The 23753-nt window shown below is 73.5% G+C and carries 24 protein-coding genes; 17 read left to right on the top strand and 7 right to left on the bottom strand.

Translation table 11 applies throughout. The annotated features are described in order from the left end of the window. Window positions 1–108: 108 nt before the first annotated feature. The 4 genes from ACZ6S0_RS52280 to ACZ6S0_RS52265 form a co-directional block, all read right to left on the bottom strand. Window positions 109–1062, bottom strand: a complete 954-nt coding sequence (locus tag ACZ6S0_RS52280; protein ID WP_465928532.1) for a hypothetical protein — start codon at window positions 1060–1062, stop codon at window positions 109–111. A 36-nt stretch (window positions 1063–1098) separates the two neighbouring features. Beyond that, on the bottom strand, window positions 1099–1989 hold the full coding sequence (locus ACZ6S0_RS52275) for a hypothetical protein (RefSeq protein ID WP_465928530.1): 891 nt from the start codon (window positions 1987–1989) through the stop codon (window positions 1099–1101). Between the two features lie 150 nt (window positions 1990–2139). Then, window positions 2140–4971: an NACHT domain-containing protein gene (locus tag ACZ6S0_RS52270; RefSeq protein WP_465928528.1), complete on the bottom strand. Its 2832-nt coding sequence runs from the start codon at window positions 4969–4971 to the stop codon at window positions 2140–2142. 94 nt (window positions 4972–5065) lie between these two features. Next, window positions 5066–6931, bottom strand: coding sequence for a propionyl-CoA synthetase (locus tag ACZ6S0_RS52265; RefSeq protein WP_465928526.1), 1866 nt, complete (start codon window positions 6929–6931; stop codon window positions 5066–5068). Window positions 6932–6977: 46 nt separating this feature from the next. Here ACZ6S0_RS52265 and ACZ6S0_RS52260 point away from each other — a divergent pair, with 46 nt between their 5' ends. Continuing rightward, window positions 6978–7616 (top strand): nucleotidyltransferase domain-containing protein, encoded by a 639-nt coding sequence (locus tag ACZ6S0_RS52260; protein WP_465928524.1) that lies wholly within the window; start codon window positions 6978–6980, stop codon window positions 7614–7616. Between the two features lie 220 nt (window positions 7617–7836). On the opposite strand, the gene ACZ6S0_RS52255 is transcribed toward ACZ6S0_RS52260, so the two are convergent. Beyond that, complete coding sequence (locus ACZ6S0_RS52255; protein WP_465928522.1) at window positions 7837–8781, bottom strand: GNAT family N-acetyltransferase; 945 nt, start codon at window positions 8779–8781, stop codon at window positions 7837–7839. Between the two features lie 133 nt (window positions 8782–8914). Here ACZ6S0_RS52255 and ACZ6S0_RS52250 point away from each other — a divergent pair, with 133 nt between their 5' ends. Beyond that, on the top strand, window positions 8915–9844 hold the full coding sequence (locus tag ACZ6S0_RS52250; RefSeq protein WP_465928520.1) for a hypothetical protein: 930 nt from the start codon (window positions 8915–8917) through the stop codon (window positions 9842–9844). Between the two features lie 175 nt (window positions 9845–10019). After that, window positions 10020–10535: a hypothetical protein gene (locus ACZ6S0_RS52245; RefSeq protein ID WP_465928518.1), complete on the top strand. Its 516-nt coding sequence runs from the start codon at window positions 10020–10022 to the stop codon at window positions 10533–10535. A 101-nt stretch (window positions 10536–10636) separates the two neighbouring features. On the opposite strand, the gene ACZ6S0_RS52240 is transcribed toward ACZ6S0_RS52245, so the two are convergent. Continuing rightward, window positions 10637–11443 carry a methyltransferase domain-containing protein gene (locus ACZ6S0_RS52240; RefSeq protein ID WP_465928516.1) on the bottom strand — a complete coding sequence of 269 codons (807 nt, stop codon included), beginning with the start codon at window positions 11441–11443 and terminating at the stop codon, window positions 10637–10639. A gap of 163 nt (window positions 11444–11606) precedes the next feature. Between ACZ6S0_RS52240 and def the strand changes: the two genes are divergently transcribed. The 6 genes from def to ACZ6S0_RS52210 all read left to right on the top strand — a co-directional run bounded on the left by def (window position 11607) and on the right by ACZ6S0_RS52210 (window position 15840). Further along, window positions 11607–12146 (top strand): peptide deformylase, encoded by a 540-nt coding sequence (gene def, locus ACZ6S0_RS52235; protein ID WP_465928534.1) that lies wholly within the window; start codon window positions 11607–11609, stop codon window positions 12144–12146. A 7-nt stretch (window positions 12147–12153) separates the two neighbouring features. Further along, a complete protein-coding gene (locus ACZ6S0_RS52230) occupies window positions 12154–12774 on the top strand; it encodes a helix-turn-helix domain-containing protein (protein WP_465928514.1) in 621 nt (206 codons plus the stop codon). Next, window positions 12767–14317 (top strand): pyridoxal phosphate-dependent decarboxylase family protein, encoded by a 1551-nt coding sequence (locus ACZ6S0_RS52225; protein ID WP_465928512.1) that lies wholly within the window; start codon window positions 12767–12769, stop codon window positions 14315–14317. Before ACZ6S0_RS52230 ends, ACZ6S0_RS52225 begins: the two co-directional genes overlap by 8 nt. 69 nt (window positions 14318–14386) lie before the next feature. After that, complete coding sequence (locus ACZ6S0_RS52220; protein WP_465928510.1) at window positions 14387–14803, top strand: CBS domain-containing protein; 417 nt, start codon at window positions 14387–14389, stop codon at window positions 14801–14803. Window positions 14804–14819: 16 nt separating this feature from the next. Next, the gene (locus ACZ6S0_RS52215) at window positions 14820–15182 is read left to right on the top strand and encodes an MmcQ/YjbR family DNA-binding protein (RefSeq protein ID WP_465928508.1); all 363 of its coding nucleotides are present in this window, start codon (window positions 14820–14822) and stop codon (window positions 15180–15182) included. Window positions 15183–15228: 46 nt separating this feature from the next. Then, entirely contained in the window at window positions 15229–15840 is a 612-nt protein-coding gene (locus tag ACZ6S0_RS52210) for an SAM-dependent methyltransferase (protein WP_465928506.1), read from the top strand. A gap of 16 nt (window positions 15841–15856) precedes the next feature. On the opposite strand, the gene ACZ6S0_RS52205 is transcribed toward ACZ6S0_RS52210, so the two are convergent. Beyond that, window positions 15857–16780 carry a D-alanyl-D-alanine carboxypeptidase family protein gene (locus tag ACZ6S0_RS52205; protein ID WP_465928504.1) on the bottom strand — a complete coding sequence of 308 codons (924 nt, stop codon included), beginning with the start codon at window positions 16778–16780 and terminating at the stop codon, window positions 15857–15859. A gap of 108 nt (window positions 16781–16888) precedes the next feature. Here ACZ6S0_RS52205 and ACZ6S0_RS52200 point away from each other — a divergent pair, with 108 nt between their 5' ends. The 8 genes from ACZ6S0_RS52200 (at window position 16889) to ptsP (ending at window position 23662) form a co-directional block, all read left to right on the top strand. Continuing rightward, window positions 16889–17650, top strand: coding sequence for a DeoR/GlpR family DNA-binding transcription regulator (locus ACZ6S0_RS52200; RefSeq protein ID WP_465928502.1), 762 nt, complete (start codon window positions 16889–16891; stop codon window positions 17648–17650). After that, window positions 17647–18615 (top strand): 1-phosphofructokinase, encoded by a 969-nt coding sequence (gene pfkB / locus ACZ6S0_RS52195; RefSeq protein WP_465928500.1) that lies wholly within the window; start codon window positions 17647–17649, stop codon window positions 18613–18615. Before ACZ6S0_RS52200 ends, pfkB begins: the two co-directional genes overlap by 4 nt. Window positions 18616–18742: 127 nt before the next feature. Then, complete coding sequence (gene mtlA, locus ACZ6S0_RS52190) at window positions 18743–19912, top strand: mannitol-specific PTS transporter subunit IIC (RefSeq protein WP_465928498.1); 1170 nt, start codon at window positions 18743–18745, stop codon at window positions 19910–19912. Between the two features lie 2 nt (window positions 19913–19914). Then, window positions 19915–20223: a PTS sugar transporter subunit IIBC family protein gene (locus tag ACZ6S0_RS52185; protein WP_344875903.1), complete on the top strand. Its 309-nt coding sequence runs from the start codon at window positions 19915–19917 to the stop codon at window positions 20221–20223. Beyond that, on the top strand, window positions 20216–20641 hold the full coding sequence (locus ACZ6S0_RS52180) for a PTS mannitol transporter subunit IIA (protein WP_465928496.1): 426 nt from the start codon (window positions 20216–20218) through the stop codon (window positions 20639–20641). Before ACZ6S0_RS52185 ends, ACZ6S0_RS52180 begins: the two co-directional genes overlap by 8 nt. After that, window positions 20638–21642 (top strand): zinc-dependent dehydrogenase, encoded by a 1005-nt coding sequence (locus tag ACZ6S0_RS52175; RefSeq protein WP_465928494.1) that lies wholly within the window; start codon window positions 20638–20640, stop codon window positions 21640–21642. The genes ACZ6S0_RS52180 and ACZ6S0_RS52175 overlap by 4 nt, the downstream gene beginning before the upstream one ends. Window positions 21643–21651: 9 nt before the next feature. Then, window positions 21652–21933 carry an HPr family phosphocarrier protein gene (locus ACZ6S0_RS52170; RefSeq protein WP_465928492.1) on the top strand — a complete coding sequence of 94 codons (282 nt, stop codon included), beginning with the start codon at window positions 21652–21654 and terminating at the stop codon, window positions 21931–21933. After that, entirely contained in the window at window positions 21926–23662 is a 1737-nt protein-coding gene (gene ptsP / locus ACZ6S0_RS52165; protein WP_465928490.1) for a phosphoenolpyruvate--protein phosphotransferase, read from the top strand. Before ACZ6S0_RS52170 ends, ptsP begins: the two co-directional genes overlap by 8 nt. Window positions 23663–23753: the final 91 nt, after the last annotated feature.

Genomic DNA, 23753 nt, shown 5'->3' with positions numbered 1-23753 from the left:
GACCATGGGCCAGGCAGCCGCCCGACTCGGCCGGATCGACGCCGCCGACGCCCTGTGCGACCTCCTCCTCGAGACCGCCGGCCACGAATCCCCGACCGCCTCGGGCTCCTACGCGCCGGGCTCGCCGGGCTCGCCGGGATCGCCGGGTTTTCCTGGGGCCAGGTAGCGGAACGCCTCGTGCGCCGAGCTGACGCTGTCGCGCAGCGCCTGCTCCAGCCGGTCGGCGTCGTCGGACAGACGCCCCAGCTCGGGGATCGCCGACCCGGCGGCGCCCGACTCGGCGAGCAGTTCCTCGTAGCGGGGCAGCTTGGCGCTGAGGCGTTCGATCTGGTTCCTGGCCCTGAAGGCGCGCTCGGCGTCGGCCACGTGGCCCGCGTAGCGCTCCAGGGCCTCGACGCGGGCCAGCACCGCCCGCTGGCTGCTGTCGAGCGCGTGGGCCAGGGGCGACGCCACGGCGGCCACCTCGGGCGTGACGCCCTCGGAGACGACCTCCTGGTGCTCGGCGCGCAGCCCGGACAGCTTGGCCAGCAGCCGGGCGATCTCCCACTCCTGGGCGGGCAGCATCACGCCGTTGCGTACGTCGTCGAGCAGCCCCTCGGCGTTCACGCTGGAGCCCATGACCTGGTCGATGGCGGTCTGCGCGCGGGCCATGAGGCTTCTGGCGGGCTCGTCGAGCCGGTCGCGCAGGACGTAGCGGCCCTCGTTGCGGACGGCGGCCTCGTAGACGTCGCGCTCCAGCGCGTGCCGCCGCTCCACCTCGGCGTCGGGCCTGGGCCTGAGCAGGACGCCGACGGTCAGCAGGGCCGACCCCGTCATGATCACCACGAAGGGCGGGTAACGCTCGGCGACGAACAGCGCCAGCCCGTAGACCGCCGCGGCCAGGGCCGTCACGATGACCGCCAGCCTGGCCATCCGGCCGATCACCGGGGCCGCGCGGTGCCTGTGCTCGGGCACCCAGCCCGCCGGCACGCGCAGGAGGAGTTTGCGGTTGTCCCGCAGGAGGGCGGCGACGCCGGCGGGCACGTCAGGGTCGACGATCACTCTCGCGGGACGTCCGGCCACGTCGCTGATCCTCCCCTGCGCCCTTCCGTCCGAATGTCAGCTCTCCAGGTAGCGGAACGCCTCATGGGCGGACTCCACGCTGCGTCGTAAGGTGCGTTCGAGGAGGTCGGCATCCTCGGTCAGCCGCTCGATCTCGGGCACGGCCAGCGAGTCGGCGCCCGACTCGGCGAGCAGTTCCTCGTAGCGGGGCAGCCTGGCGCGCAGTTCCTCGATCTGGCCGCGGGCGTGGAAGGCGCGCTCGGCCTCGGCGACGTGGCCGGCGTAACGTTCCAGCGCCTCCACCCGGGCGACCACGGCGGCCTCGCTGTTGACCAGGGCCCGTTCGAGCGGCTCGATCACCGCGACCACCTCGGGGGCGATGCCTCTGGCCAGCAGTTCGCGGTGCTCCAGCCGCAGCGCCGACAGTTTGGCGAGCAGGCGGGCGATCTCCCACTCCTGGACGGGCAGCATGACGGCGTTGCGGGCGTCGTCGAGCAGGCCCTCGGCGTTGACGTGGGAGCGCAGCACCGAGCCGATCGCGCGCTGCGCCCTGGCCAGGACGAGCGCGGCCTCGTGGTCGAAGTCCTCCTGCAGCAGGTAGCGGCCGTCGTACCAGCGGGCCTGCTCGTACACGCCGCGTTCGTTGGGGCGGACGTCGTCGGGGACCTCGTTGATGGAGGCGATCTTGACCAGGACGATGAAGACGTACGTGCCGAGCAGGACGAACCCGGCGGGCGCCAGCGGCGGCGTGGCCAGCAGGACGGCCATGAGCGCGATCACGACGGGGGTGGCGGCCAGCAGCAGGGCAGTGGAGGGGCTGCGGGGGCGGGACACGGGCTCGACCGGAGGCGGCACCCATCCGGCCCTGACCCTGGACAACAACGAGGCGTTGGCACGCAACAGTCCGGCAACCTCCGGCGGCACCGCCGGGTCGACGACCACACCCACGTTCTGTCCTGGCACCCTGGCGCCCCCAACGCTCGTGATATTGGGATATTACGTAGATTTGAGCCCAGGTGTCAGCCTCCGAAAAGGTCAGACCGGAGAACCCTCCGCCGGGAAACCCGCCCCGCGACCCGCCGCCCCACGCTCCGCCGCTCACTCACCGGGCATCAGCGCGCTCTGGTGGATCTCCCACAGGGCCGTCTCGGGGATGCCCGCCTTGACGAGCTGCTCCCACGTCTCCATCCGGTCGGCGGGGTCGACGAGCATGGCGTGCAGCAGCGGGCGCAGCTCGCCCCGGTCGGCCCCCTCCTCGTGCCACATGGCGCCCAGCGCCCGGTGCATGGCCGGCGACCGTACGGCGACCGTGCGCAGCAGCTCCTCCAGGATGGCCACCCGATCCCGGTACGGCAGCGCGCGCCCGTCCCCCAGGGCCCGCAGCAGCAGGTCGAGCAGGCGCCGGTGGCGGGGCGCGTGCCCGGTGGCGACCGCGACCACGACGTCGCCCATGCCGGTGGGGTCCGTGCCGCCCCCGAGCACGACGTCCTCCTGCCCGTCCGCCATCACCCGGTGCGCGGACAGGGCGGTGACCAGCCCGTTCCAGCCCTCCTGGCCGAGCTGTCCCTTCCACAGGTGGGTGAGCGAGGACCAGCGCTCCAGGTGGTCGGGGCCGGGCAGGATGGACGAGACCCGCACGGGCTCCTCGGAGGCGGTGACGATGAGCACGGTGAGGTTGGCCGAGTAGGCGGCCAGGCGGCGGGTCATGGTGTGGCGCACCGGCCGGAACCCGGTGAAGTGGCGGCGGGGCCGCTCGTGCAGGGCGCGGTGCAGCAGCCCGGTCAGCAGTTCCACGCAGCGGGCCCGCACCGCCGAGGGCACCTCGTCCAGCAGCTCCAGGATGAACCCGACGGTGGGCCCGCGCTCGGCCACGCAGGAGTGCGAGGTGACCGCGTAGAGCAGGTCGTCGTCCACGGCCTGGACGAGGGCGAGTGGCTCGTCCCCGGCCAGGCGGCGGCGCCGGTCGAGGTCGCGCAGCGCGTACATGGTCAGCCAGGCCACCAGGAACTCGCCGAAGGTGGAGTGCAGGAACGCGTGGCCCCTGCGGCTCACGAAGAAGAAGCGTTCGGTGGCCTTGCGCGCCCAGTCGACGCGCTCGTCCTCGTCGTCGGGGCCCTCCTCGCCGCCGTGGCACAGGGCGGGCAGGTCGCGTTCGAGCTGCTCGTCGGTGATGACCTGGCTGCCGCGGGCCAGCATCGACAGGGCGGCGGCGCCGAGCAGGACGAGTTCCTGGTCGATCGCGACCCGGCGCACGCCGCCGGTCTCGCGTTCGGTGTAGTCGCGCAGCAGGACCTCGTACAGGCGGGCCCTGCCCAGCCTGCCGTGGTCGTGCTGCAGCGCGTTGCCGCCGGCGTCGTAGAGCGCGAGCAGCAGCAGGAGCAGCGGCTGCCTGGCCATCTCGCCGTGGACGAGCGCCGCCGCGGCGGGCAGCGGCCTGAGGTCGCGCCGGGCGAGCAGGGCGCGGTTGGCCTGGTCCCAGATGTCGAGCCACTGGCGCACCTGGTCGTCGTCGAACGGCTGGAGCTCCACGGCCAGCAGCCCTTCGGGGAAGCGTACGCGGTCGGCGACGACGGTGCGGCTGGTGACGATGACCGCGACGGGCCGCCCGAGGCCGGCCTCCCTGGCCTGGAACTCCCGTACGCGTTCGAGGTAGTCGTAGCGGTTGAGGCTGCCCTGGACCAGCTCGTCGAAGCCGTCCAGCAGGATCACCGGCAGCGCGCCGTCGGCCGCCGCCACCAGGTCGGCGTAGTCGACCTGCTCCCCCAGCACCTCGGCCACGGCCTGCTCGATCTGCTCGGTGACGCCCGCGCGCGCCCGTACGCCGCGCAGCTCCACCCTGATCGGCAGGAACTCCGACCTGGCCAGCCGGGCGGCCAGCACCTCGGTCAGCTTGGTCTTGCCCGAGCCGGGCTCGCCGAGCACGAGCAGGGGCGCCTGGGTGGCGCGCAGCGAGGTGAGGTGCCCGGCGAGGAACGCCTCGGCGTCCGGCAGCAGCCGCTGGCGGGCCCACCAGTCGCGCAGGGCGGGCGAGGACTCGACGGCCAGCTCGGCCACCCGGCAGCGCGGGCTCAGGTAGCCCTCGCCGAGCAGCGGCAGCGAGACGTCCTCGGGCAGCTTGCCGGCCACGAGCAGGGGCTGGTCGAGCGCGTTGGCGGCCATCCTGACCTGGTGGATCATGGGACGGTCGCCGACCCGGGGCGGGGCCAGCTCGGCCAGCAGCCACGCCACCCGCGACAGCGCCGTGGCGGGCGGCGGGCGTTCGGTGACGAGGCTGCGCACCCCGAACTCGTGGCTGTCGAGCGCGAGCGACCGGTAGTCCTCGTCGTAGATGCGCAGCGCGTGCGCGGGCGGCCCCTCGGCGAGCAGGCGGGGCAGCAGGAGCTGGTCGTCAACGGACAGCTCGTCCCAGAGCGCCAGGCCGCCGACGTATCCGGCCAGGGCCTCCGACATGCGCAGGTAGGCACGTTCCACGGCGGCGCGGGTGTCGGAGTAGGGCAGGTGCGGCTCGGGCGTGGGCAGCCGCTCCAGCAGCAGCCCGGCCACGAGCCGGGCGAACCGTTCGGCCGTGGGCACGCCGTGGGAGATGCGCTCGCCGCGGTCGAGCCGGTCGAGCGTGAACGGCAGCTTCGCCTCGCCGAGCGCCTCGAAGTACGCCGACACGACGATCGCGGCGTGCGCCGCGGCCAGCCGCTGGGTGCGGGTGAACCGGTCGACGCCGCTCTTCAGCTCGGGCATGCGGCGGACGACGTCCTCGCCGTAGGCGACGATGCCGTCGCGCATGTCGCGCAGGTTCGCGGTGAGCCGGGTGCCGCCGGCCAGCGCCCAGCCGGTGCGCTCGGCCTCCGAGGCGAACCCGATCACCTTGACGAGCCTGCCGTCCTTGCATCCGAGGATCCTCAGGGCGTCGGCGTAGCTCGGGGTTTCGATCATGGCCTCCTCCCGAGACTGGGATGTCCCATCATGCGCAGAACGCCCCGATCTCCGCACGCTCCTTCGCCAGGACGATCTGAACGTTACCCGTCCGTCATGTTCCCTTCACAGCCCGTACGATCTCCGGCAGCGCCGCCGGGTCCTCGATCGTGGACGGAGTCGCGTACGGCCTGCCGTCGGCGATGTCCCGCATCGTGGCCCGCAGGATCTTGCCCGAGCGGGTCTTCGGCAGCCGGGCCACCACCACGGCGCGGCGGAAGGCCGCGACCGGGCCGATGCGCTCGCGCACGAGGGCGGTCAGCTCCCGCTCCACCTCGTCCCCGTCGCGCTCCGCGCCCGCCTTCAGCACCACGAACCCCATCGGGAGCTGCCCCTTCAGCTCGTCGGCCACGCCGATCACGGCGCACTCGGCCACGTCGGGGTGGGAGGCGATGACCTCCTCCATCGAGCCGGTCGAGAGCCGGTGCCCGGCCACGTTGATCACGTCGTCGATGCGGCCCATGACGTAGAGGTAGCCGTCTTCGTCCAGGTGGCCGCCGTCGCCCGTCAGGTAGTGGCCGGGGTAGCGGTCGAGGTAGGAGCGGGTGAAGCGCTCGTCGTCGCGGTAGAGGGTGGGCAGGGAGCCGGGCGGGAGCGGCAGCCTGACGGTGACGGCGCCCTCGGTGCCGGGCGGGCAGTCGCGGCCGTCGGCGTCGAGGACGCGCACGTCCCAGCCGGGCACCGGCCTGGTGGGCGAGCCGGGCTTGAGCGGCAGCGCTTCGATGCCGACGCAGTTGGCGGCGATCGGCCAGCCGGTCTCGGTCTGCCACCAGTGGTCGATGACGGGGACGCCGAGCAGGTCGGAGGCCCAGTGGTAGGTGTCGGGGTCGAGTCGTTCACCGGCGAGGAAGAGGTGCCGCAACCCGGACAGGTCCCACTTTTTCGCGAAATTGCCGGAAGGGTCCTCTTTTTTGATGGCGCGGATCGCGGTCGGGGCGGTGAACAGCGTACGCACGCCGTGCTCGGACACCACCCGCCAGAACGCGCCGGGGTCGGGGGTGCCGACGGGCTTGCCCTCGTACAGGACGGTCGTGCAGCCCGCGAGCAGCGGCGCGTAGACGATGTAGGAGTGGCCGACCACCCAGCCCACGTCGGAGGCGGCCCAGTAGACCTCGCCGGGCGCGGCCCCGTACACGTGGGCCATGCTCCAGTGCAGCGCCACCGCGTGCCCGCCGTTGTCGCGCACGACGCCCTTGGGCGAGCCGGTCGTGCCGGAGGTGTAGAGGATGTAGAGCGGGTCGGTGGCGGCCACGCTCACGCACCCGGCCGGTTCCGCGGCGCGTACGGCCGCCGCCCAGTCGAGGTCGCGGCCCGGGATCAGCTCCGCCGCGCACTGGGGCCGCTGGAGGACCACGCAGTGGGCCGGCCGGTGCGCGGCCTGCTCCAGCGCGTCGTCCAGCAGCGGCTTGTAGGCCACCACCCGGGTGGGCTCGATCCCGCAGGACGCCGACAGCACCACCTTGGGCCGGGCGTGGTCGATCCGCACGGCCAGCTCCCCGGCCGCGAACCCGCCGAACACCACCGAGTGCACCGCCCCGAGCCGGGCGCAGGCCAGCATCGCGACCACCGCCTCGGGGACCATGGGCATGTAGATCACCACGGTGTCGCCGGCCGTCACGCCGAGGCCGCGCAGCATGCCCGCCGTCCTGGCCACCTGCTCCAGCAGCTCGGCGTAGGTGTGGACGCGCACGACGCCGGTGACCGGGCTGTCGTGGATCAGCGCCGCCTGCTCGCCGCGCCCCTGGGCGACGTGCCGGTCGAGGGCGTTGTGGCAGGTGTTGAGCCGCCCGTCGGGGAACCAGCGGCCCCGCGCGTGGACGGTGGCGGGCGGCACGTCCCAGTCGATCCCGAGAGCCGCCTCGCCCCAGAACGCCTCGGGCTCCTCGATGCTGCGCCGGTAGACCTCGTTGAAACCGCTCACTTGTCGATCAGAACAGCCGCCGGCCTCATAGCGCAAGATAGGACAGGTGAGCGATGACGTGATCCTTTCCGTGGTGGTGGGGTCGAGGGCGTACGGGCTGGACACCGACGGCTCCGACACCGACCGGCGGGGCGTGTTCGTGGCGCCCACCTCGGCGTTCTGGCGGCTGGACAAACCGGCCACGCATCGGGACGGGCCGCTGCCCGAGCAGTTCTCGTGGGAGGTGGAGCGCTTCTGCCGCCTGGCACTCGACGCGAACCCGACCGTCCTGGAGTGCCTCTGGTCGCCCATCGTGGAGGTGATCAACCCGGCCGGGCGGCGGCTGCGGGAGTTACGGGAGGCGTTCCTGTCGGAACGGGCGCAGCGGTCGTTCATCGGATACGCCGAGGCCCAGTTCCGCCGTCTCGACCCGGAGCGGCCCAGCTGGAAGCAGGCCATGCACATGGTGCGGCTGCTGCTCAGCGGCCTGCACCTGGTACGGCACGGGGAGCCGCTGGTCGAGATGGGGGCCCACCGGGAGCGCCTGCTGGCGATCCGGCGCGGGGAGGTGCCCTGGGCCGAGGTGCAGGGGTGGCGGGCCGCGCTCTCGGCCGAACTGACCGCCGCGCCCAGCGTCCTGCCGGAGCTGCCGGAGCGGGGGCGGGTGGAGGAGTTCCTGATCGGCGTGCGCGAGGAGCACCTGTGAGCGGGAGGGCTCGAGCTGGGCGTGAACAGCCGGGTGGAGCTGACCCGTAAGGTCCTCGCCCACGAACCGCCCGGCCCCACCCCCTGAAAGCCACACCCCGGGAGGCCCCAGGGGCGAGCGGTCCGTCGTACCCGATCCTGGACAGGTAGGCGTCGAGGTCGAGTTTCTCTGTGTCCCACGTCATGTGATCAACGATGCGGGACGGCCGGGGCGCCGCGCATCACGCGTTCACGCCATTGGGCGACAGCACCATCCGTACGGCGAAGTTGCGGTAACCGGCCCGTTCGAACGCCCGCGCCATGGGCAGGTTGCCCGCGTCCGTGTCCGCGACGATCCGCTGCACCCCGCGCGCGGCGTGGCTGCGGGTGATCTCCGCGAGCAGGTCGTCGACGTACCCGTGGCCGCGCCGCTCGGGCACCACCCCCAGGTAGCCCACGACGGGCCCGCCGTTGTTGGCCGACGGCAGGGCGACGCCCACGAGGTCCCCGCCCGCGTCGTACGCCAGCCGCCACCACGCCCGGTCCCCGGGCATCGACCTGTAGTCGCCGACGTCCTCCCGCGCCTGCGTCTCCGGGTCCGTGGCGGCCAGGGCCCGGCGGGTGTGGGCGTCCAGCGTCCCGGCCGCCACCCTGCGGAAGGCCGCGACGAACGCCTCGTCGTCGTCGTTCCCCAGGAACACCAGCCGGTCGGAGGGCTCGGGCACGGGGGCGTCGCCCGCCGTCCAGGCGTAGCGGAGGCGTTCGAGCTCCTCGGTGAGCCCGGCGCGTCCGGCGGCCGCCCAGCGCCAGGCGATGGCGGCGCTCGCCCTGGGGTCGTCGCGCCAGCCGTTGGACAGGAAGACGTGATAGTCGGGTGCCTGCCCGTAGGCGGCGTGGGCCCGGTTCAGCAGTTCGGCGGCCAGGCCCACGGGGTCGGCGACGGACGGGTGGACGTACAGGCAGTCGAGCGCGAGCGGCCTGTCGGCGTCGGGGAAGCCCCACCAGACGGCGCGGGCCAGGATCTCGCCGGTGGGCTCGTCCTCGGCCAGCCAGATGTGGGCGAAGCGGTAGTCGCCGCTCTCCAAGAACGACAGCAGCCGCTCGGGGTGCGACCAACTGACGGACTCGTCGACGACGCAGCCGAGCAGGCGGTCTAGATCGTCCTCGACGGCGGTACGGAAACGCATGGTTCCTCCGAGAAGCAGAAGATTCGGGCGCGGCGCGCGCCCGGCCGGATACCGATCACCTCAGCGCCTCCTTTCTTCCGACTTTTCGGTGTCTGCGGATACTTTAACGGAGATATGGCGACAGGATGGGCTAGTGAGCTCCTACGCCGACGACACACTGCCCCTGCAGCCCCCGATCCGGCTGCCCGCCGAGGCCACGCTCGCGGCGGCCGTACGCGCCGCTCCCCTGGCGGCGGAGCTGAAGCCGGAGGGCGACGACGCGGAGGTGCTGGCCGCCTGGTTGGACCACTGCCGGGCCCTGCTGGCCGAGGACGAGGGGCTGTTGCTCGAGCTGGTCAGGATGTTCCTGTCCAGGGAGCCGCTCCAGGGCGGGGCGCCCGCCGCGCTGACGGGGCTGGGGCTGGTGCGGCAGGCGGAGCCGTACACGCTGAGCTGGCTCGGGTTGTGGGCGGCGCGGCAGGTCATCGCCGAGACCACGGGGCAGGACGTCCCGGTCATGGGCTCGCTCGCGGACGCCGACGCGGCGACGCTGCTGCACGGGCTGCGGGCCTACCCGGAGTCCGAGCGCGGCGAGGAGCTGGCCGGATGGCTGAAGGACAGGGACGCCTCGGAGGCGGCGGCCCAGCTCGCCTCCGCGCTGGGCGCGGTGAGCCCGCTGAGCAGGGCGGTCGGGGTGGAGCTGCTGACGTCGGACCTCGGGGAGGAGGGGCGGCGGGCGCTGGCCCGGCTGCTGGAGGAGCCCAGGCTGGGCGCGCTGATCGCGGCCAGGACCGGTCGCGAGGAGCGGCAGCCCGCTCCGGACGAGATCGCGTGGGTGCTGGTGGACATGGCGGCGGCGCTGCTGGAGTTCGGGGGCGAGACGGGTGAGGTGATCGAGTCGATCGCCATGGGGATGGACGCGGAGGAGCAGGCGGGCACGATCGCGATCCTGGCGTTCGGGGACCACCCCTGGACGGGCCGGGTGCTGCGGGTGCTCATCGACCACCATCCGGACGAACGGGTGTCGGCCGCGGCCCGCAAGGCCCTGCGCCGCCTGCACGGCCTGGCCGACGTCCGAGGGTAATCGGGTCCGGCCGGGTGCGGCACTCGGGGGCGGCCAGCGCGGGCGTTCAGGGGCGGCCGGGTGCGGGCGTACGGGGGCGGGCGCTCTGGTCGTGCCGGGTGTGAGCGCCGACGAGCAGGGACTCCGTCCGGGGTTGCCGGGCGGAGGTGGCGTCGGCGCCGGTAGAGTCGGCCCGGTGACCAAGCATGCGATCTTCCCCCAGACCGGCATCCTCGGTGACGCGTTCGCCTGTGACTGCGGGGTCCTGCTGGGCGGCCGGATGACCGCCGAGCTGCACGCCGCCGAGAACGGGATGTGCTCGGCGTGCCTCGGCACGGCCGCGGAGGAGGCGGCGCCCGGCCTGACGCGTGACTGCACGGGCTGCGCGGGCACCGGGCGGCGGCGCGAGCAGATCACCTGGCAGCTCGCGCACGCCGAGGCCGAGCATCTCATCACGATGACCGTCGTGCGCGGGGTGGTGGCGGGGTTCGACGGCCCGTTCCACCTGTCGGAGATCGCCGACACGGTGCGCAACGGGCTGGGGCTGCCCACGGGCCGCCTGCCGGTCGGGCCCAGGGTGCGCGACCTGCTGCTGCAGTTGCAGGCCGCGGGCGAGATCACCATGCTGTCGGCGCCCGACGAGATGATCGGCACGGACATGGTCCTCTACCGCGACCCGCAGTGGCAGCGCGCCCGCACCCTCGGCCTCTGAGCCACCCGCCCTCCTGAGCCCCCCGGCAGTGCCCCCCAACAGTGCCTCCCGACAGTGCCCCCGACAGTCCCCCCGGTCAGGTGCCCCTCAGGTGCGCCCGGTCAGGTGGTGACGCGGCAGATGATCTCGCCGTGCAGGAGTGAGATCCAGCCGTCCGGGTCGGCGGCCCACTCCAGCCACCCCTCCGAGACGCGCCGCAGGTCGGACTCCGTGGCCGCGCCGATGGCCAGTGCCTGCTCGGCCATCGACGAGCGCAGGATCCGCTCCGCCCACATCCCGCCCCACCACGCCCGGTCCTCGGGCGTGGCGAAGCACCAGGTGGACGAGGTGGCGGTGATGTCGTCGAACCCGGCGGCGCGGGCCCACGACAGCAGCCGCCGCCCCGCGTCCGGCTCGCCCCCGTTGCCCCGGGCGATCTTCTGGTAGAGCGCCATCCACTCGTCCAGCGCGGGCAGCCGCGGGTACCAGGCGAAGGCGGAGTAGTCGCTGTCGCGGGCCGCCACGAGGCCGCCGGGTCTGGCCACCCGGCCCATCTCTCGCAGCGCCCGTACAGGGTCGCCCACGTGCTGCAGCACCTGGTGGGCGTGCACCACGCAGAACGTGTCGTCGGGGAAACCGAGCGCGTGCGCGTCGGCCACGGCGAAGTCCACGTTCGTCAGCCCTCTGGCCGTGGTCTCGGTCCTGGCCAGGTCGAGCGCCCGCGCGCTCACCTCGGACGCCGTCACCTGCCCGTCGGGGACGAGCGCCGCCAGGTCGGCGGTGATCGTGCCCGGCCCGCTGCCCACGTCGAGGACCTTCATGTGCGACTCGAGGTGGGGCAGCAGGTACGCGGCCGAGTTGCCGGCGGTGCGCCAGCGGTGCGAGCGCAGCACGGACTCGTGGTGGCCATGCGTGTACACGGCGTCCATCGGCGAACTCCCTCGTTCTTCCCGGTTCTGTGAACGTGACGGCCACTCTAACGCCATCTCATTATTCAAGAAATAACGTATCGACATACGAGACGCTACCGAGCCGCCGCCGGCCGCTCGTAAACTTGTTGCGAATCGTTCGCAATCAGGAGGGGCGTTGGTCGTGGGAGAGGTCCGGCCGATCGTGCACGTGGGTGACCCGGTGCTGCACCACCCGTGCGAGCCGGTCACCCGGTTCGACGGCGAGCTGGCCGCGCTGGTGGAGGACATGTTCGCGAGCATGTACGCGGCCGAGGGCGTGGGCCTGGCCGCCAACCAGATCGGCGTGCCGCTGCGCGTGTTCGTCTATGACTGCCCCGACGCCGACGGGGAACGGCACAAGGGCGTCGTCGTCAACCCCGAGCTGGAGCTGCCCGGCCTCGGCGAGCGGCGGCTCGACGCCGACGACGAGGGCTGCCTGTCGGTCCCCGGCCAGTACGCCCCGCTCCCCCGCCCCGACCGCGCCACGGTGCGCGGGTTCGGCACCGGCGGCGAGCCCGTCACCGTCGAGGGCACCGGCCTGCTGGCCCGCTGCCTGCAGCACGAGACCGACCACCTCGACGGGCAGCTCTACATCGACCGCCTGCCGGCCAAGCGCCGCAAGCAGGTGCTGGCCGCGTACGAGGCGGCGAAATCCACTAAAGCGGACACATCACCGCTATAGTGGAGGAATGTCAGGCGAAGGGGTTCTCTCCAGCGGGCTGTCCATGGCCGAGCTGGGGCGGCGCGTGCGCGGGGAGCGGCGGGCGCGCGGGCTGTCCATCGAGCGGCTGGCCGAGCTGAGCGGCATCAGCAGGAGCATGGTCTCCGAGGTCGAACGGGGCGCCAAGACCCCGACGGTGCTGGTGCTCGACCGGCTCGCCACGGCCCTGGGCACGTCGATCTCCCGGCTGCTGGACGAGCCCGCGCACAGTGCGATGCGGGTGCTGCGCCACGCCGACCAGCGGGTGCTGCGCGACCCGTCCGGCTGGGAGCGGCGGGTGCTGTCGCCGGTGCTGGGCGAGGTGGAGTTCGAGTTCATGCGCACGACCATCGGGCCGGGCGTGGACGCGGGCGAGTTCGCGCCGCACGCGCCTGGCTCGCGGGAGTACCTCGCGGTCGAGCGCGGCGGCCTGCGGCTGACGATCGACGGCAGGCCGTACGCGCTGGCGGCGGGCGACTCGGCGTACTACCCGGGCGACTGCCGCCACGCCTTCGCCAACGACGGCGCCACCGACTGCGTCTACTACCTGGCCATGGAGCTGGGCGGAGCCGGGCACCACGAACCACAGGGGGGATCGGCCGATGGATGAGCTGCGCCGGGCCGGAGCGAAGGCCGCCACGATCGTGGCCGACCATCTCGACGGCGTCGCCGCCGGGCCGGTGTGGCGGCCGGTGCCCGGCGGCGAACGGTCCTGGCTGAGCGGCCAGGACCTCCCCGAGCACGGGCGCGGGCTCGACGAACTGCTGGAGGACGCGCGGGCGCACGTCCTGCCCTACCCGATGGGCAACGGTCACCCGCGCTTCTTCGGCTGGGTGAACTCGCCCCCGAACCCCGCCGGAGTGCTGGTCGAGCCGCTGGCCGCCGCGCTGGACCCGAGCTGCGCGGGCGGCGACCACGCGGGACCGCACCTGGAGCGCGCGGTGGTGCGCTGGCTGGCCGGGCTCGTCGGCTTCCCGCACCCGCCCGGCGGCGGGCTGCTGACCAGCGGCGCGTCCATGGCCACGATCATCTGCCTGGCCGCCGCCCGCCAGCGGGCCGCGCTCGCCGACGGCTGGGACGCCCGCGAGGAGGGGCTGTCGGGGCGTCCTGGCATGGTCCTGTACGTCACCGAGGAGGGACATAGCTGCCTGCACAAGGCCGCCCAGCTCCTGGGCCTCGGGGCGCGACACGTGCGTACGGTGCCGGTGGACGCGGCGTACCGGATGGACGTGGCCGCGCTCCGCGCCATGATCGTCGAGGACCGCGCGGCCGGGCTGCGGCCGTTCTGCGTGGCGGGCAGCGCGGGCACCGTGAACTCCGGCGCGGTCGACCCGCTGGACGAGATCGCCGACGTGGCCGCCGAGCACGGGCTCTGGTTCCACGTGGACGGGGCCTACGGCGCGCTGGGCGTCCTGGCCGACGGGGCGGCCGCGCGCTTCCTGGGGATGGAACGGGCCGACTCGCTGGCCCTCGACCCGCACAAGTGGCTCGGGGTGCCGGTGGGCTGCGGTTGCGCGCTGCTGCGCGACCCGGGCGCCGCGCGGGCGGCGTTCAGCCTGGTGCCGTCGTACCTGGTCGACGACAACGCGGGCGAGCTGGGCTGGTTCGCCGAGTACGGGCCGGAGCAGACCCGCCCGTTCCGCGCGCTGAAGACCTGGGCGACGCTGTCGCACCTGGGCCGCTCGGGGGTCGCGCGCCTGGTGAACCACACGGCGGGGCTGGCCCGTACGCTCGCCGCCCTGGTCGAGGAGGCACCCGACTTCGAGCTGCTCGCCCCCGTCACCACCTCGATCACGGCCTTCCGGCACGTCCCGCGCGCCGACGCGCCCAGCCTGGCCGCCGCTGACGCCGACGGGCTCACCCCGGCCATCCGCGACGAGGACGGGCTCGACCGGCTCAACCTGGCCCTTCCCGCCGCCGTCCAGGCCCGTGGCAACGCCTTCCTCACCGGCACCCGGCTGGGCGGGCGGGCGGCGCTGCGGGCCTGCTTCCTGCACCCGGACACGACCGAGGCGGACCTGACGCTGCTGCTGGACGAGATCCGGCTGGCGGCTGGAACGCTCCGGCCGGGGCGTTCCAGCCGGGACGGCCGGCCGGCGCCGGTCGAGGCACACGCGGCGCACGGGCCGGACACGCCCGCCACAGGCAGATAACCGAGAAAGTCCGTGACACGCGGATCCGCCCGGGTAGAGGTCGGCTGGACCGACCCTCAGGAGGATCCCATGGCGAAGACCGTGGCAGATGTGATGACGTCCCACCCGGCGACGGTCGAGGCCGACGACCCGGTGTCCGTCGCGGCCACGCTCATGCGCGACCACGACACCGGGGCCATCATCGTCAACGACAACGGCCGCCTGAAGGGCATCGTCACCGATCGCGACATCACCGTGCGCGTGGTCGCCGACGAGCGGGGCCCGGACACCCCGGTACGCGAGGCGTGCAGCCCGTCCGTCGAGGCCATCGGCCCGGACACGAGCATCGAGCAGGCCGTCAGGCTCATGCGTACGCACGCCGTACGCCGCCTGCCGGTGGTCGAGGACGGCCGCGCGGTCGGCGTCGTGAGCCTGGGCGACCTGGCACTCGAACGCGACCCGAACTCCGCCCTCGCCGACATCTCGGCCGCCGAGGCCAACCGCTGAGCGGTAACGTGGCCGCGTGGTCACGGTCGACGACGTACGGCGGTTCGCGCGCACGCTCCCGCGCTCCTCGGAGCACCTCATCCGCGACCGCGTGAAGTTCCGCGTGGGCAAGATCGTCTACGTGGCGTTCTCGCGGGACGAGACGCTGATGGGCTTCGGCTTCCCCAAGGAGGAACGCGCCGCCCTGGTGGCGGCCGAGCCGGAGAAGTTCCTCCTGCCGGGAGAGTCGGACCTGCGCTTCAACTGGGTGGTGGCGCGGGTGTCCGCCCTCGACGCCGGGGAGATGCGGGAGCTGGTGCTGGAGGCGTGGCGGATGTGCGTGCCGAAGAAGGTCCGCCTGGAGCAGGAACAGGCCGCCGCCCGGACCGCCGGCCCCTGATCGGGGCACTTGCCGGACCCGCCGTCCTCGACGAGGATCAACGATCATGACAGAGCGCGACTGGGTCCGGTGGCACGACTACTACGATCAGCCGGGCTCGTCCCTGGAGCAGCGGCTGCACGCGGTGCGGAGGTGGGTCGCGGCGGCCCTCGACGAGGGGGCCTCGCGGGTGGTGAGCCTGTGCGCCGGGCAGGGGCGCGACCTGCTGCCCGTGCTGGCCGCCCATCCCGGGCGCGGCCGGGTGCGGGCGCTGCTCGTCGAGCTTGACGAGCGCAACGCGGCCACCGCCAGGGCCGCCGCCCCCGAGGGGGCCGAGGTGGTGTGCGGGGACGCGGCGCTGCCGCAGGCGTACGCCGGAGCGGTGCCCGCCGACCTCGTGCTGGTCTGCGGGGTGTTCGGGAACATCACCGACGGCGACATCCGCCGCACGATCGCCACGCTGCCCCAATTGTGCGCCCCCGAGGCGATGGTGATCTGGACCAGGGGCCGCACCGAGCCCGACCTGGTGCCGCGGATCTGCGCCTGGTTCGAGGACGGCGGGTTCGAGCGGGTGGGCGTCGAGGGCGAGGGCACGGGTTACGGCATCGGGGTGCACCGCTACACCGGGCCGCCCGTGCCGCTGGTGGCGCGGGAGCCGATGTTCGCGTTCGTCCGGTAGGCGGGCGGGCGGGCTGTCAGCCCGTGACGCTGCGGTAGAGGTCGCGGGTCAGCGTGGTGACGCGCTTGACCGAGGTGTTCCACGTGCCACCGGCCGGGTGGGCGGTGAGCAGCGCCATGACGTAGCGGTCGCCCTTTCCTGCCAGGCCCGTCGTGTGCAGCACCGGCCGGCCGTAGTCGGGCACGCCCGAGCCCGAGGCCCGCTGGGCGATCCACGAGATCGGCGCCGCGGCGGCTCTGGCGTCGCCGCCGCACCTGACCGGCGGCGTCGTGCCGAACCCCGACCAGCCCTGCTTGACCGCCCACGGCCTGGGCACCCCGTCGGGGATGCCGAAGGTCTGGTCGAAGCCGTCGGTGCCGCACGGCGTGGCGCGCCTGAGGTGGCCGAGGATGGTGTCACGTACGCGGGCGTCGGCCCGGTCGAGCAGGTAGCGGTAGGTGCGCACGATGTCGTACGCGCTGAGCGAGGTGTAGCCCCAGAACCCCGGCTTGGCCGCGGGCGGCGGCGTGGTGTCGGACAGGCCCAGCTTACGGGCCTGCCGGACGATGATCTGCCCCTTGCCCAGCCGGTTCCACAGAGTGGAGGCGGCGTCGTCGTCGCTGGAGCGCAGCATGACCTTCAGCAGCGCGGCGTCGGCGGCGGGCACGCTCTTGCGCCCCTCGAGGTAGTCGATCGCGATGAGGATCTTGACGACCGAGGCCGAGCGGTATTTCCTGTGCGCGTTCCGCGTCGCGACGATCTTGCCCGCCTGCCGGTCGAACACCACCCACGCCGCCGTCGTCCCGGCGGGGACCACCGGCGGCTTCGCCTGGACGGAGCGGGCGGGCCGAGCACCCTGGGCGGACTGGGCGCCCTGGGCGGACTGGGCCGCCTGGGCGGGGGCCGCGAACGCGCCGGCGACGAGCGAGCCGGTGAGGAACAGGGGGGCCAGAGGCTTCATTCGCACCCGGCTATAACTACCAGATTCCGGCCCCACACTCTTGACCTCCCAACGAAAGCAGGTATAAACACAGAAGAAACCAACCAGAAACGGCGGTGAACCAACATCATGTACGCCGAGGAGCGGCAGCAGGAGATCCTGCGGAGGGCGCGGGCCGCGGGCCGCGTCGACGTGGTGACGCTGTCCGCCGAGCTCGACGTGACCACCGAGACGATCCGCCGCGACCTGACGTCGCTGGAGCGGGCGGGCGTGCTGCGCCGCGTGCACGGGGGCGCCATCCCCGTCGAGCGGCTGGGGTTCGAGCCCGCGCTGGCCACCCGCGACGAGGTGATGACGGCCGAGAAGGAACGCATCGCCAAGGCGGCGCTGGCCGAGCTGCCCGAGGACGGGTCCGTGATCATCGACGCGGGCACCACCACGGGCCGCCTGGTGCCGGTACTGCCCGCCGACCGGGAGCTGACGGTCGTGGTCAACTCCCCGCCGCTGGCCACCGCCCTGGCCGCGCGCGCCAACCTGCACGTGATCATGCTGGGCGGCCGGGTGCGCGGCAAGACGCTGGCCACCGTGGACGACTGGGCGCTGCGCCCGCTGTCCTACCTGAACGTGGACGTGGCGTTCATGGCCACCAACGGCTGCTCGCCGACCCGGGGACTGACCACCCCCGACCCGGCCGAGGCGGCGATCAAGCGGGCCATGGTCAAGGCCGCGCAGCGCAGCGTGCTGCTGGCCGACCACACGAAGTTCGGCAACACGTACCTGTCCACGTTCGCGGAGCTGGGCGAGATCGACGTGGTGATCACCGACACCGGGCTCGACACGACGCTCGCCGCGGACCTGGCGGCGGCCGGCCCGGAGGTGATCAGGGCGTGATCCTCACCCTGACCCTGAACCCCAGCCTCGACCGCACGATCGAGATCGCCTCCCTCGACCGGGGCACCGTCATCCGCGCCGCCACCGCCCGCCTCGACCCCGGCGGCAAGGGGGTCAACGTCTCGCGCGCCCTGCTGGCCAACGCGGTGGCGAGCCGGGCGGTGGTCCCGTACGGCGGGGACGAGGGCAGGCAGCTCGTCCGCCTGCTGGCCGCCGAGGGGCTGGACATGGTGACGGTGCCGGTCGCGGGCCCGACCCGGTCGAACGTCACGCTCGCCGAGCCCGACGGCACCATCACCAAGGTCAACGAACCGGGCACCGCCCTGTCACCCGCCGAACTCGACACGATCGCCGAGGCCGTGCTGGCCGCCGCGCACTCCGACGGCCAGGGTGCGGACTGGGTGGTGGCCTCCGGCAGCCTGCCGCCCGAGGTGCCCGCCGACGTCTACGCCCGCCTGTGCCGGAGGTTCGCCGAAGCCGGGATCCACGTGGCCGTCGACACCAGCGGCCCGGCGCTGTCCCGCGCGCTCGGCGCCTCACCCGCCCTGGTCAAGCCGAACCTGGAGGAGCTGTCGGCGGCCACCGGAATGACGATCCGCCGCCTGGGCGACGTGGCCGTGGCGGCGGGCGAGTTGCGGGCCGCCGGGGCGCGTACGGTGCTGGCCAGCCTGGGCGCCGACGGCGCGGTGCTCGTCGAGGAGGGCGGCATCTGGTACGGCGAGGCGCCCGTGACCGAACCCCGCAGCTCGGTGGGCGCCGGGGACGCCATGCTGGCCGGCTTCCTGGCCGCGGGCGGGCACGGGCCGCACGCGCTGGCGCTCGCGCTGGCCTGGGGCGCCGCCGCGGTGGGCCAGCCGGGCAGCCGCATGCCGGGCCCGGCCCACATCGACTCCGGGGCGGTCACCGTCCAGCCGCCCGACCCCGACCGCCCTCTGTCCACCGCCGTCCCCGCGACCCTCGCGTAGCCTCCCGCAACCCGTCCCGAGCCCAGCCCTCGCAACCAGTCCAGGAACCCGTCACCCGCCGTCGATTCCCTGCCCGAGCCGCCCGCAAGCGACTGCTCACGCTCACCCCCCAGAAGGAGCACGTCCCATGGCCGACACCTACACTCCCCCGGTCACCGGAACCGGGGTCAGGGCCACCATCCAGCGTATCGGTGGCCATCTGGCCGGCATGATCATGCCGAACATCGGCGCGTTCATCGCCTGGGGCTTGATCACCGCGCTCTTCATCCCGACGGGCTGGCTGCCCAACGAGACGCTCGCGAAGATGGTCGGCCCGATCATCTCGACCCTGCTGCCCGTCCTCATCGCCTACACCGGCGGCCGGATGGTGCACGGGCAGCGCGGCGCGGTCGTGGGCGCCGTGGCGGTGATGGGCGTCGTGGTCGGCACGGAGGCCCCGATGTTCCTCGGCGCGATGATCATCGGCCCGCTCACCGCCTTGATCCTGAAATATGTGGACAAGTTCACGGAGGAGCGCACCAAAGCCGGGTTCGAGATGCTGGTGGACAACTTCTCCGCCGGTATCGTGGGCGGCGCGATGGCCGTGGTCGGCATGCTGGGCATCGGCCCGATCGTGCAGGCGGTCACCACGGGCGCGGGCAACGCGGTCGAGTGGCTGATCGTCAACAATCTGCTGCCGATCGCCTCGCTGCTGATCGAGCCGGCCAAGGTGCTGTTCCTCAACAACGCCATCAACCACGGCGTCCTGAGCCCGCTGGGCGTGGCGGAGGCCGCCGAGACGGGCAAGTCGATCCTGTTCATGCTGGAGTCGAACCCGGGTCCCGGGCTCGGGCTGCTGCTGGCGTACCTGCTGTTCGGGCCGCGGGCGATGCGGCCGAGCACGCCCGCCGCGATGATCATCCACTTCTTCGGCGGGATCCACGAGATCTACTTCCCGTACGTCCTCATGAAGCCCCGCCTCATCCTGGCCGTCATCGCGGGCGGCGCGGCCGGGGTGTTCACGTTCATGGTGACGGGGGCCGGGCTGGTCGCCACCCCGTCGCCGGGCAGCATCTTCGCCTACATCGCGGTCACCCCGAGGGGCGGATGGCTCGGCTCCAGCCTGGGCATCCTCGTGGCGACGGGCGTCACGTTCGCCGTGGCCGCGCTCCTGCTCGGCTTCGGGCGAGGCGAGAAGGCCGAGGACGCGGGGGCGTCCGGCTCCGACGAGTCCGCCCCCGCCGCAGAATCCGCCGCCGGGCCCGCTCCGGAGTCCGCCCCTGAGACCGTCACCCGAACCGCCAGCAAGGAGATCTGACCATGGCCGGCATCGACAGCAAGGACATCCACAAGATCATCGTGGCCTGCGACGCGGGCATGGGCAGCAGCGTGATGCTCGCGTCCCAGCTCAAGAAGCAGCTCAAGGACACCGGCGTCACGGTGGAGCACACCCCGGTCAACTCGATCCCCGGCGACGCCGACGTGGTGGTGTGCCACGCGGGCCTGGCCGCGCGCGCCAGGGCCGCCGCGCCGGGGAAGGTGCTGGTGTCGTTCCAGATCTTCCTCGGCGACCCGGCGGTGACCCGGCTGGTGAACACGATCAAGAACGGCGGCACGGTCGATGCGTGACGACCTGCTCGACCCGCGAGCCGTGCTGCTGCACGAGAGCGCCCCCGACCGCACGGCGGCCATCCGCCGGTGCGGGCGGGCGCTGGTCGAGGTGGGCGCGGTCGCCGAGTCGTACGTCGAGGCGATGCTCGAACGCGAACGGACGATCTCCACCTACGTCGGCGAGGGCGTGGCCATCCCGCACGGCACCGCCGCCGCCAAGGGGACGATCGAGCGCGACGCCATCTGCGTGGTGCGCTTCCCCGGCGGCGTCGACTGGGACGGCGATCGGGTCACGCTCTGCGTCGGCATCGCGGCCAAGGGCGACGGGCACGTGCCGCTGCTGGCGGCGCTGGCCGAGATCCTGCTCGACCCCGACCGCGCCAAGGCATTGCGTGAGGCCACCGAGGTCTCCCAGGTGATGAAGGAGCTGACATGAAGGTCGCGCGATTCCACGCGCCCGGCGACATCAGGATCGAGGAGGCGCCCGAGCCGGTCGCCGGTCCCGGTGAACTGAAGATCCGCGTACGGAACTGCTCGACGTGCGGCACCGACGCCAAGATCTTCAAGCACGGGCACCACCACATCGTGCCGCCACGGGTGATGGGCCACGAGATCGCCGGGGAGGTCGTCGGCACCGGGGCACGCGTGCAGGTGATCGCCGCCATCCCGTGCGGCACGTGCGGCGAGTGCCTGCGCGGGCGGCGTACGGTGTGCCCGAACCAGGAGTCGATGGGCTACCACTACGACGGCGGCTTCGCCGAGTACCTGATCGTCCCGGCGAAGGTGATCGCCGTGGACGGCGTCAACGCCATCCCCGACGGCGTCGGGTTCGCGGAGGCGTCGGTGGCCGAGCCGCTGGCGTGCGTGCTCAACGGCCAGACGCTGGCCCGCGTGGGGCCCGGCGACGACGTCGTGGTGATGGGCGCGGGCCCGATCGGCTGCCTGCACGTACGCCTCGCGCGGGCGCGTGGGGCGGCCCGGGTGTTCCTCGTGGACGTCAACGCGGCCCGCCTGGCGATGGCCGCGGAGCTGGTGCGTCCCGACGCGGCCATCGACGCGGACCCCGTCGAGCAGGTGCTGAAGCTCACCGGCGGCCGGGGCGCCGACGTGGTGATCACGGCGGCGGCCTCGGGCGCGGCGCAGGAGCAGGCCGTGCGGATGGCCGCCAGGCAGGGGCGCGTCAGCTTCTTCGGCGGCCTGCCCAAGGACGACCCGGTCATCGCGCTCGACTCCAACCTGGTGCACTATCGGGAGCTGAGCATCGTCGGCGCGAACGGCTCCAGCCCGGCCGACAACGCGCAGGCGCTGCGGCTGGTGGCCGAGGGGGCGGTGGTGGTGTCGGACCTGATCACCCACCGGCTGCCGCTGCCACGGGTGCTGGACGGCATCGACCTGGTCAGCCGGGGCGCGGCCATCAAGGTCACGATCGAGCCCTAGGAGTCTGCCATGGCACAGCGAACCGTGGTCGTGGCCTCGGCCAGCGGCCTGCACGCCCGTCCCGCCAAACTGTTCGTGCGGGCGGCGGTCAAGACGGGGGTGGCGGTGACGATCCGCGCCGGGGAGCGGGCCGTACCGGCCAAGAGCATGCTGGGCGTGCTGTCCCTGGGGGTCGTCCAGGGGACGGAGGTCACCCTGGAGGCCGACGGGCCCGGCGCGGACGAGGCGCTCGACGCGCTGGCGGCGCTGCTGGCGCGCGACCTCGACGCGGAAGAGGCCCTCGATGCCTGAACCCACTCCCCCGCCGACCGGCGCACACCCCGCGTCCCTCTCCGGCGGCTCGGTCGGCGCGCAGCCCGACTCCCTCTCCGGCGGCTCGGTCGGCGCGTCCGCGAACGCGGGCGGCGGGCACTCCGAGGGCGGCCCCTGGACGGGCGCCGCGGGAGCGCTCACCGGGCTGGGTGTGAGCCTGGGGCGGGCCGCCGGGCCGCTGGTCCGGATGGCGGGCCCGCCCACGCTGCCGCGGCCCCGCGCCGTCACCGACCCCGCGGCCGAGGCGGCCGAGGTCGCCAAGTCCCTGGAGGCGGTGGCCGCCGACCTCAACCGGCGCGCCGCCGCGACCGACGGGCCGGCCGCCGAGATCCTCGAGGCCCTCGCCATGATCGCCGAGGATCCCGTGCTGCTGGAGGAGGCCGAAGCCCTGGCCCGCGACGGCACGGACGCCGCCCACGCCCTCGACACGGCCTTCACCCGGCACCGCGACACCCTGGCGGCGCTCGGCGGCTACCTCGCCGAGCGGGCCGCCGACCTCGACGACCTCAGGCACCGGGCGGTGGCGTACGCGCTCGGCCTGCCGATGCCCGGTCTGCCCACGCCCGGCCACCCGTACGTGCTGGTCGCCGGTGACCTCTCCCCCGCCGACACCGTGGGCCTGGGCCCCGACGTGCTGGCCCTGGTCACCGAGCGCGGCGGCCCCACCAGCCACACCGCGATCCTGGCCCGCGCCAGGGGCCTGCCCGCCGTGGTGGCCTGTCCCGGCGTCATGGGTCTCGGCGACGGAACGGTGATCGGCGTCGACGGCGGCACCGGCGAGGTCGCGGTCGGGCTCACCGAGAGCCAGGCGGCCGAGGTGGCCGCGGCCGAGCGGGCCCGCGCGGCCAGGCTCGCGGCGCTGCGGGGGCCGGGCAGGACCGCCGACGGGCATCCGGTCAAGCTGCTGCTCAACATCGGCTCGGCCGCCGACCTGCGGCCGGGCGCGGAGGGGGTGGGCCTGTTCAGGACGGAGTTCCTGTTCCTCGACCGCAGGCAGGCGCCGTCGTACGAGGAGCAGGTGAGCGCGTACGCGGAGGTGTTCGGGCAGGCGGAGCACGTGGTCGTGCGCACGCTCGACGCGGGCACCGACAAGCCGCTGCCGTTCCTGGGCCTGCCCGCGGAGGACAACCCCGCCCTGGGCGTGCGGGGGGTGCGCGTGGACCGGGTGCTGCCCGGCGTCCTCGACACGCAGCTCGACGCGATCGCCGAGGCGGCGCGGCGGACGGCCGCCCGGCCGTGGGTGATGGCGCCCATGGTCACCACCGCGGCGGAGGCGGGCGACTTCGCCCGGCGGGCGCGGGCCAGGGGCATCGCCCGGGTGGGCGTGATGGTCGAGGTCCCGGCCGCCGCCCTGCGCGCGGACCGGCTGCTGCGCGAGGTCGACTTCCTCAGCATCGGGACGAACGACCTGGCCCAGTACACCTTCGCCGCCGACCGCCAGCACCCCGCCCTGGCCGACCTGCTCGACCCGCGCCAGCCCGCCCTGCTGGAGCTGATCGCCCTGTGCGCGCGGGCCGGCCGCGAGGCGGGCAAGCCGGTCGGGGTGTGCGGCGAGGCGGCCGGCGACCCGCTGATGGCGCCGCTGCTGGCCGGGCTGGGGGTGACGAGCCTGTCGATGGCCGCGGTCTGCGTGCCCGCGGTACGGGAGGCGCTGGCGGGGCTCACCCTGCGGGAGTGCGAGCACCGCGCCCGCGCCGCCCTGGACTAGATGATTGATGCCAAGGGGGATGGCTACGGTTAGTGGTCGTAGGCGATCAGGGATCGCTTGATCGGCTGGCCGGTGTTGTCGTTGAGCCAGA

The organism is Nonomuraea sp. NPDC051298, assembly GCF_055586305.1.
This window is presented reverse-complemented; position numbering and strand designations above follow the sequence as displayed.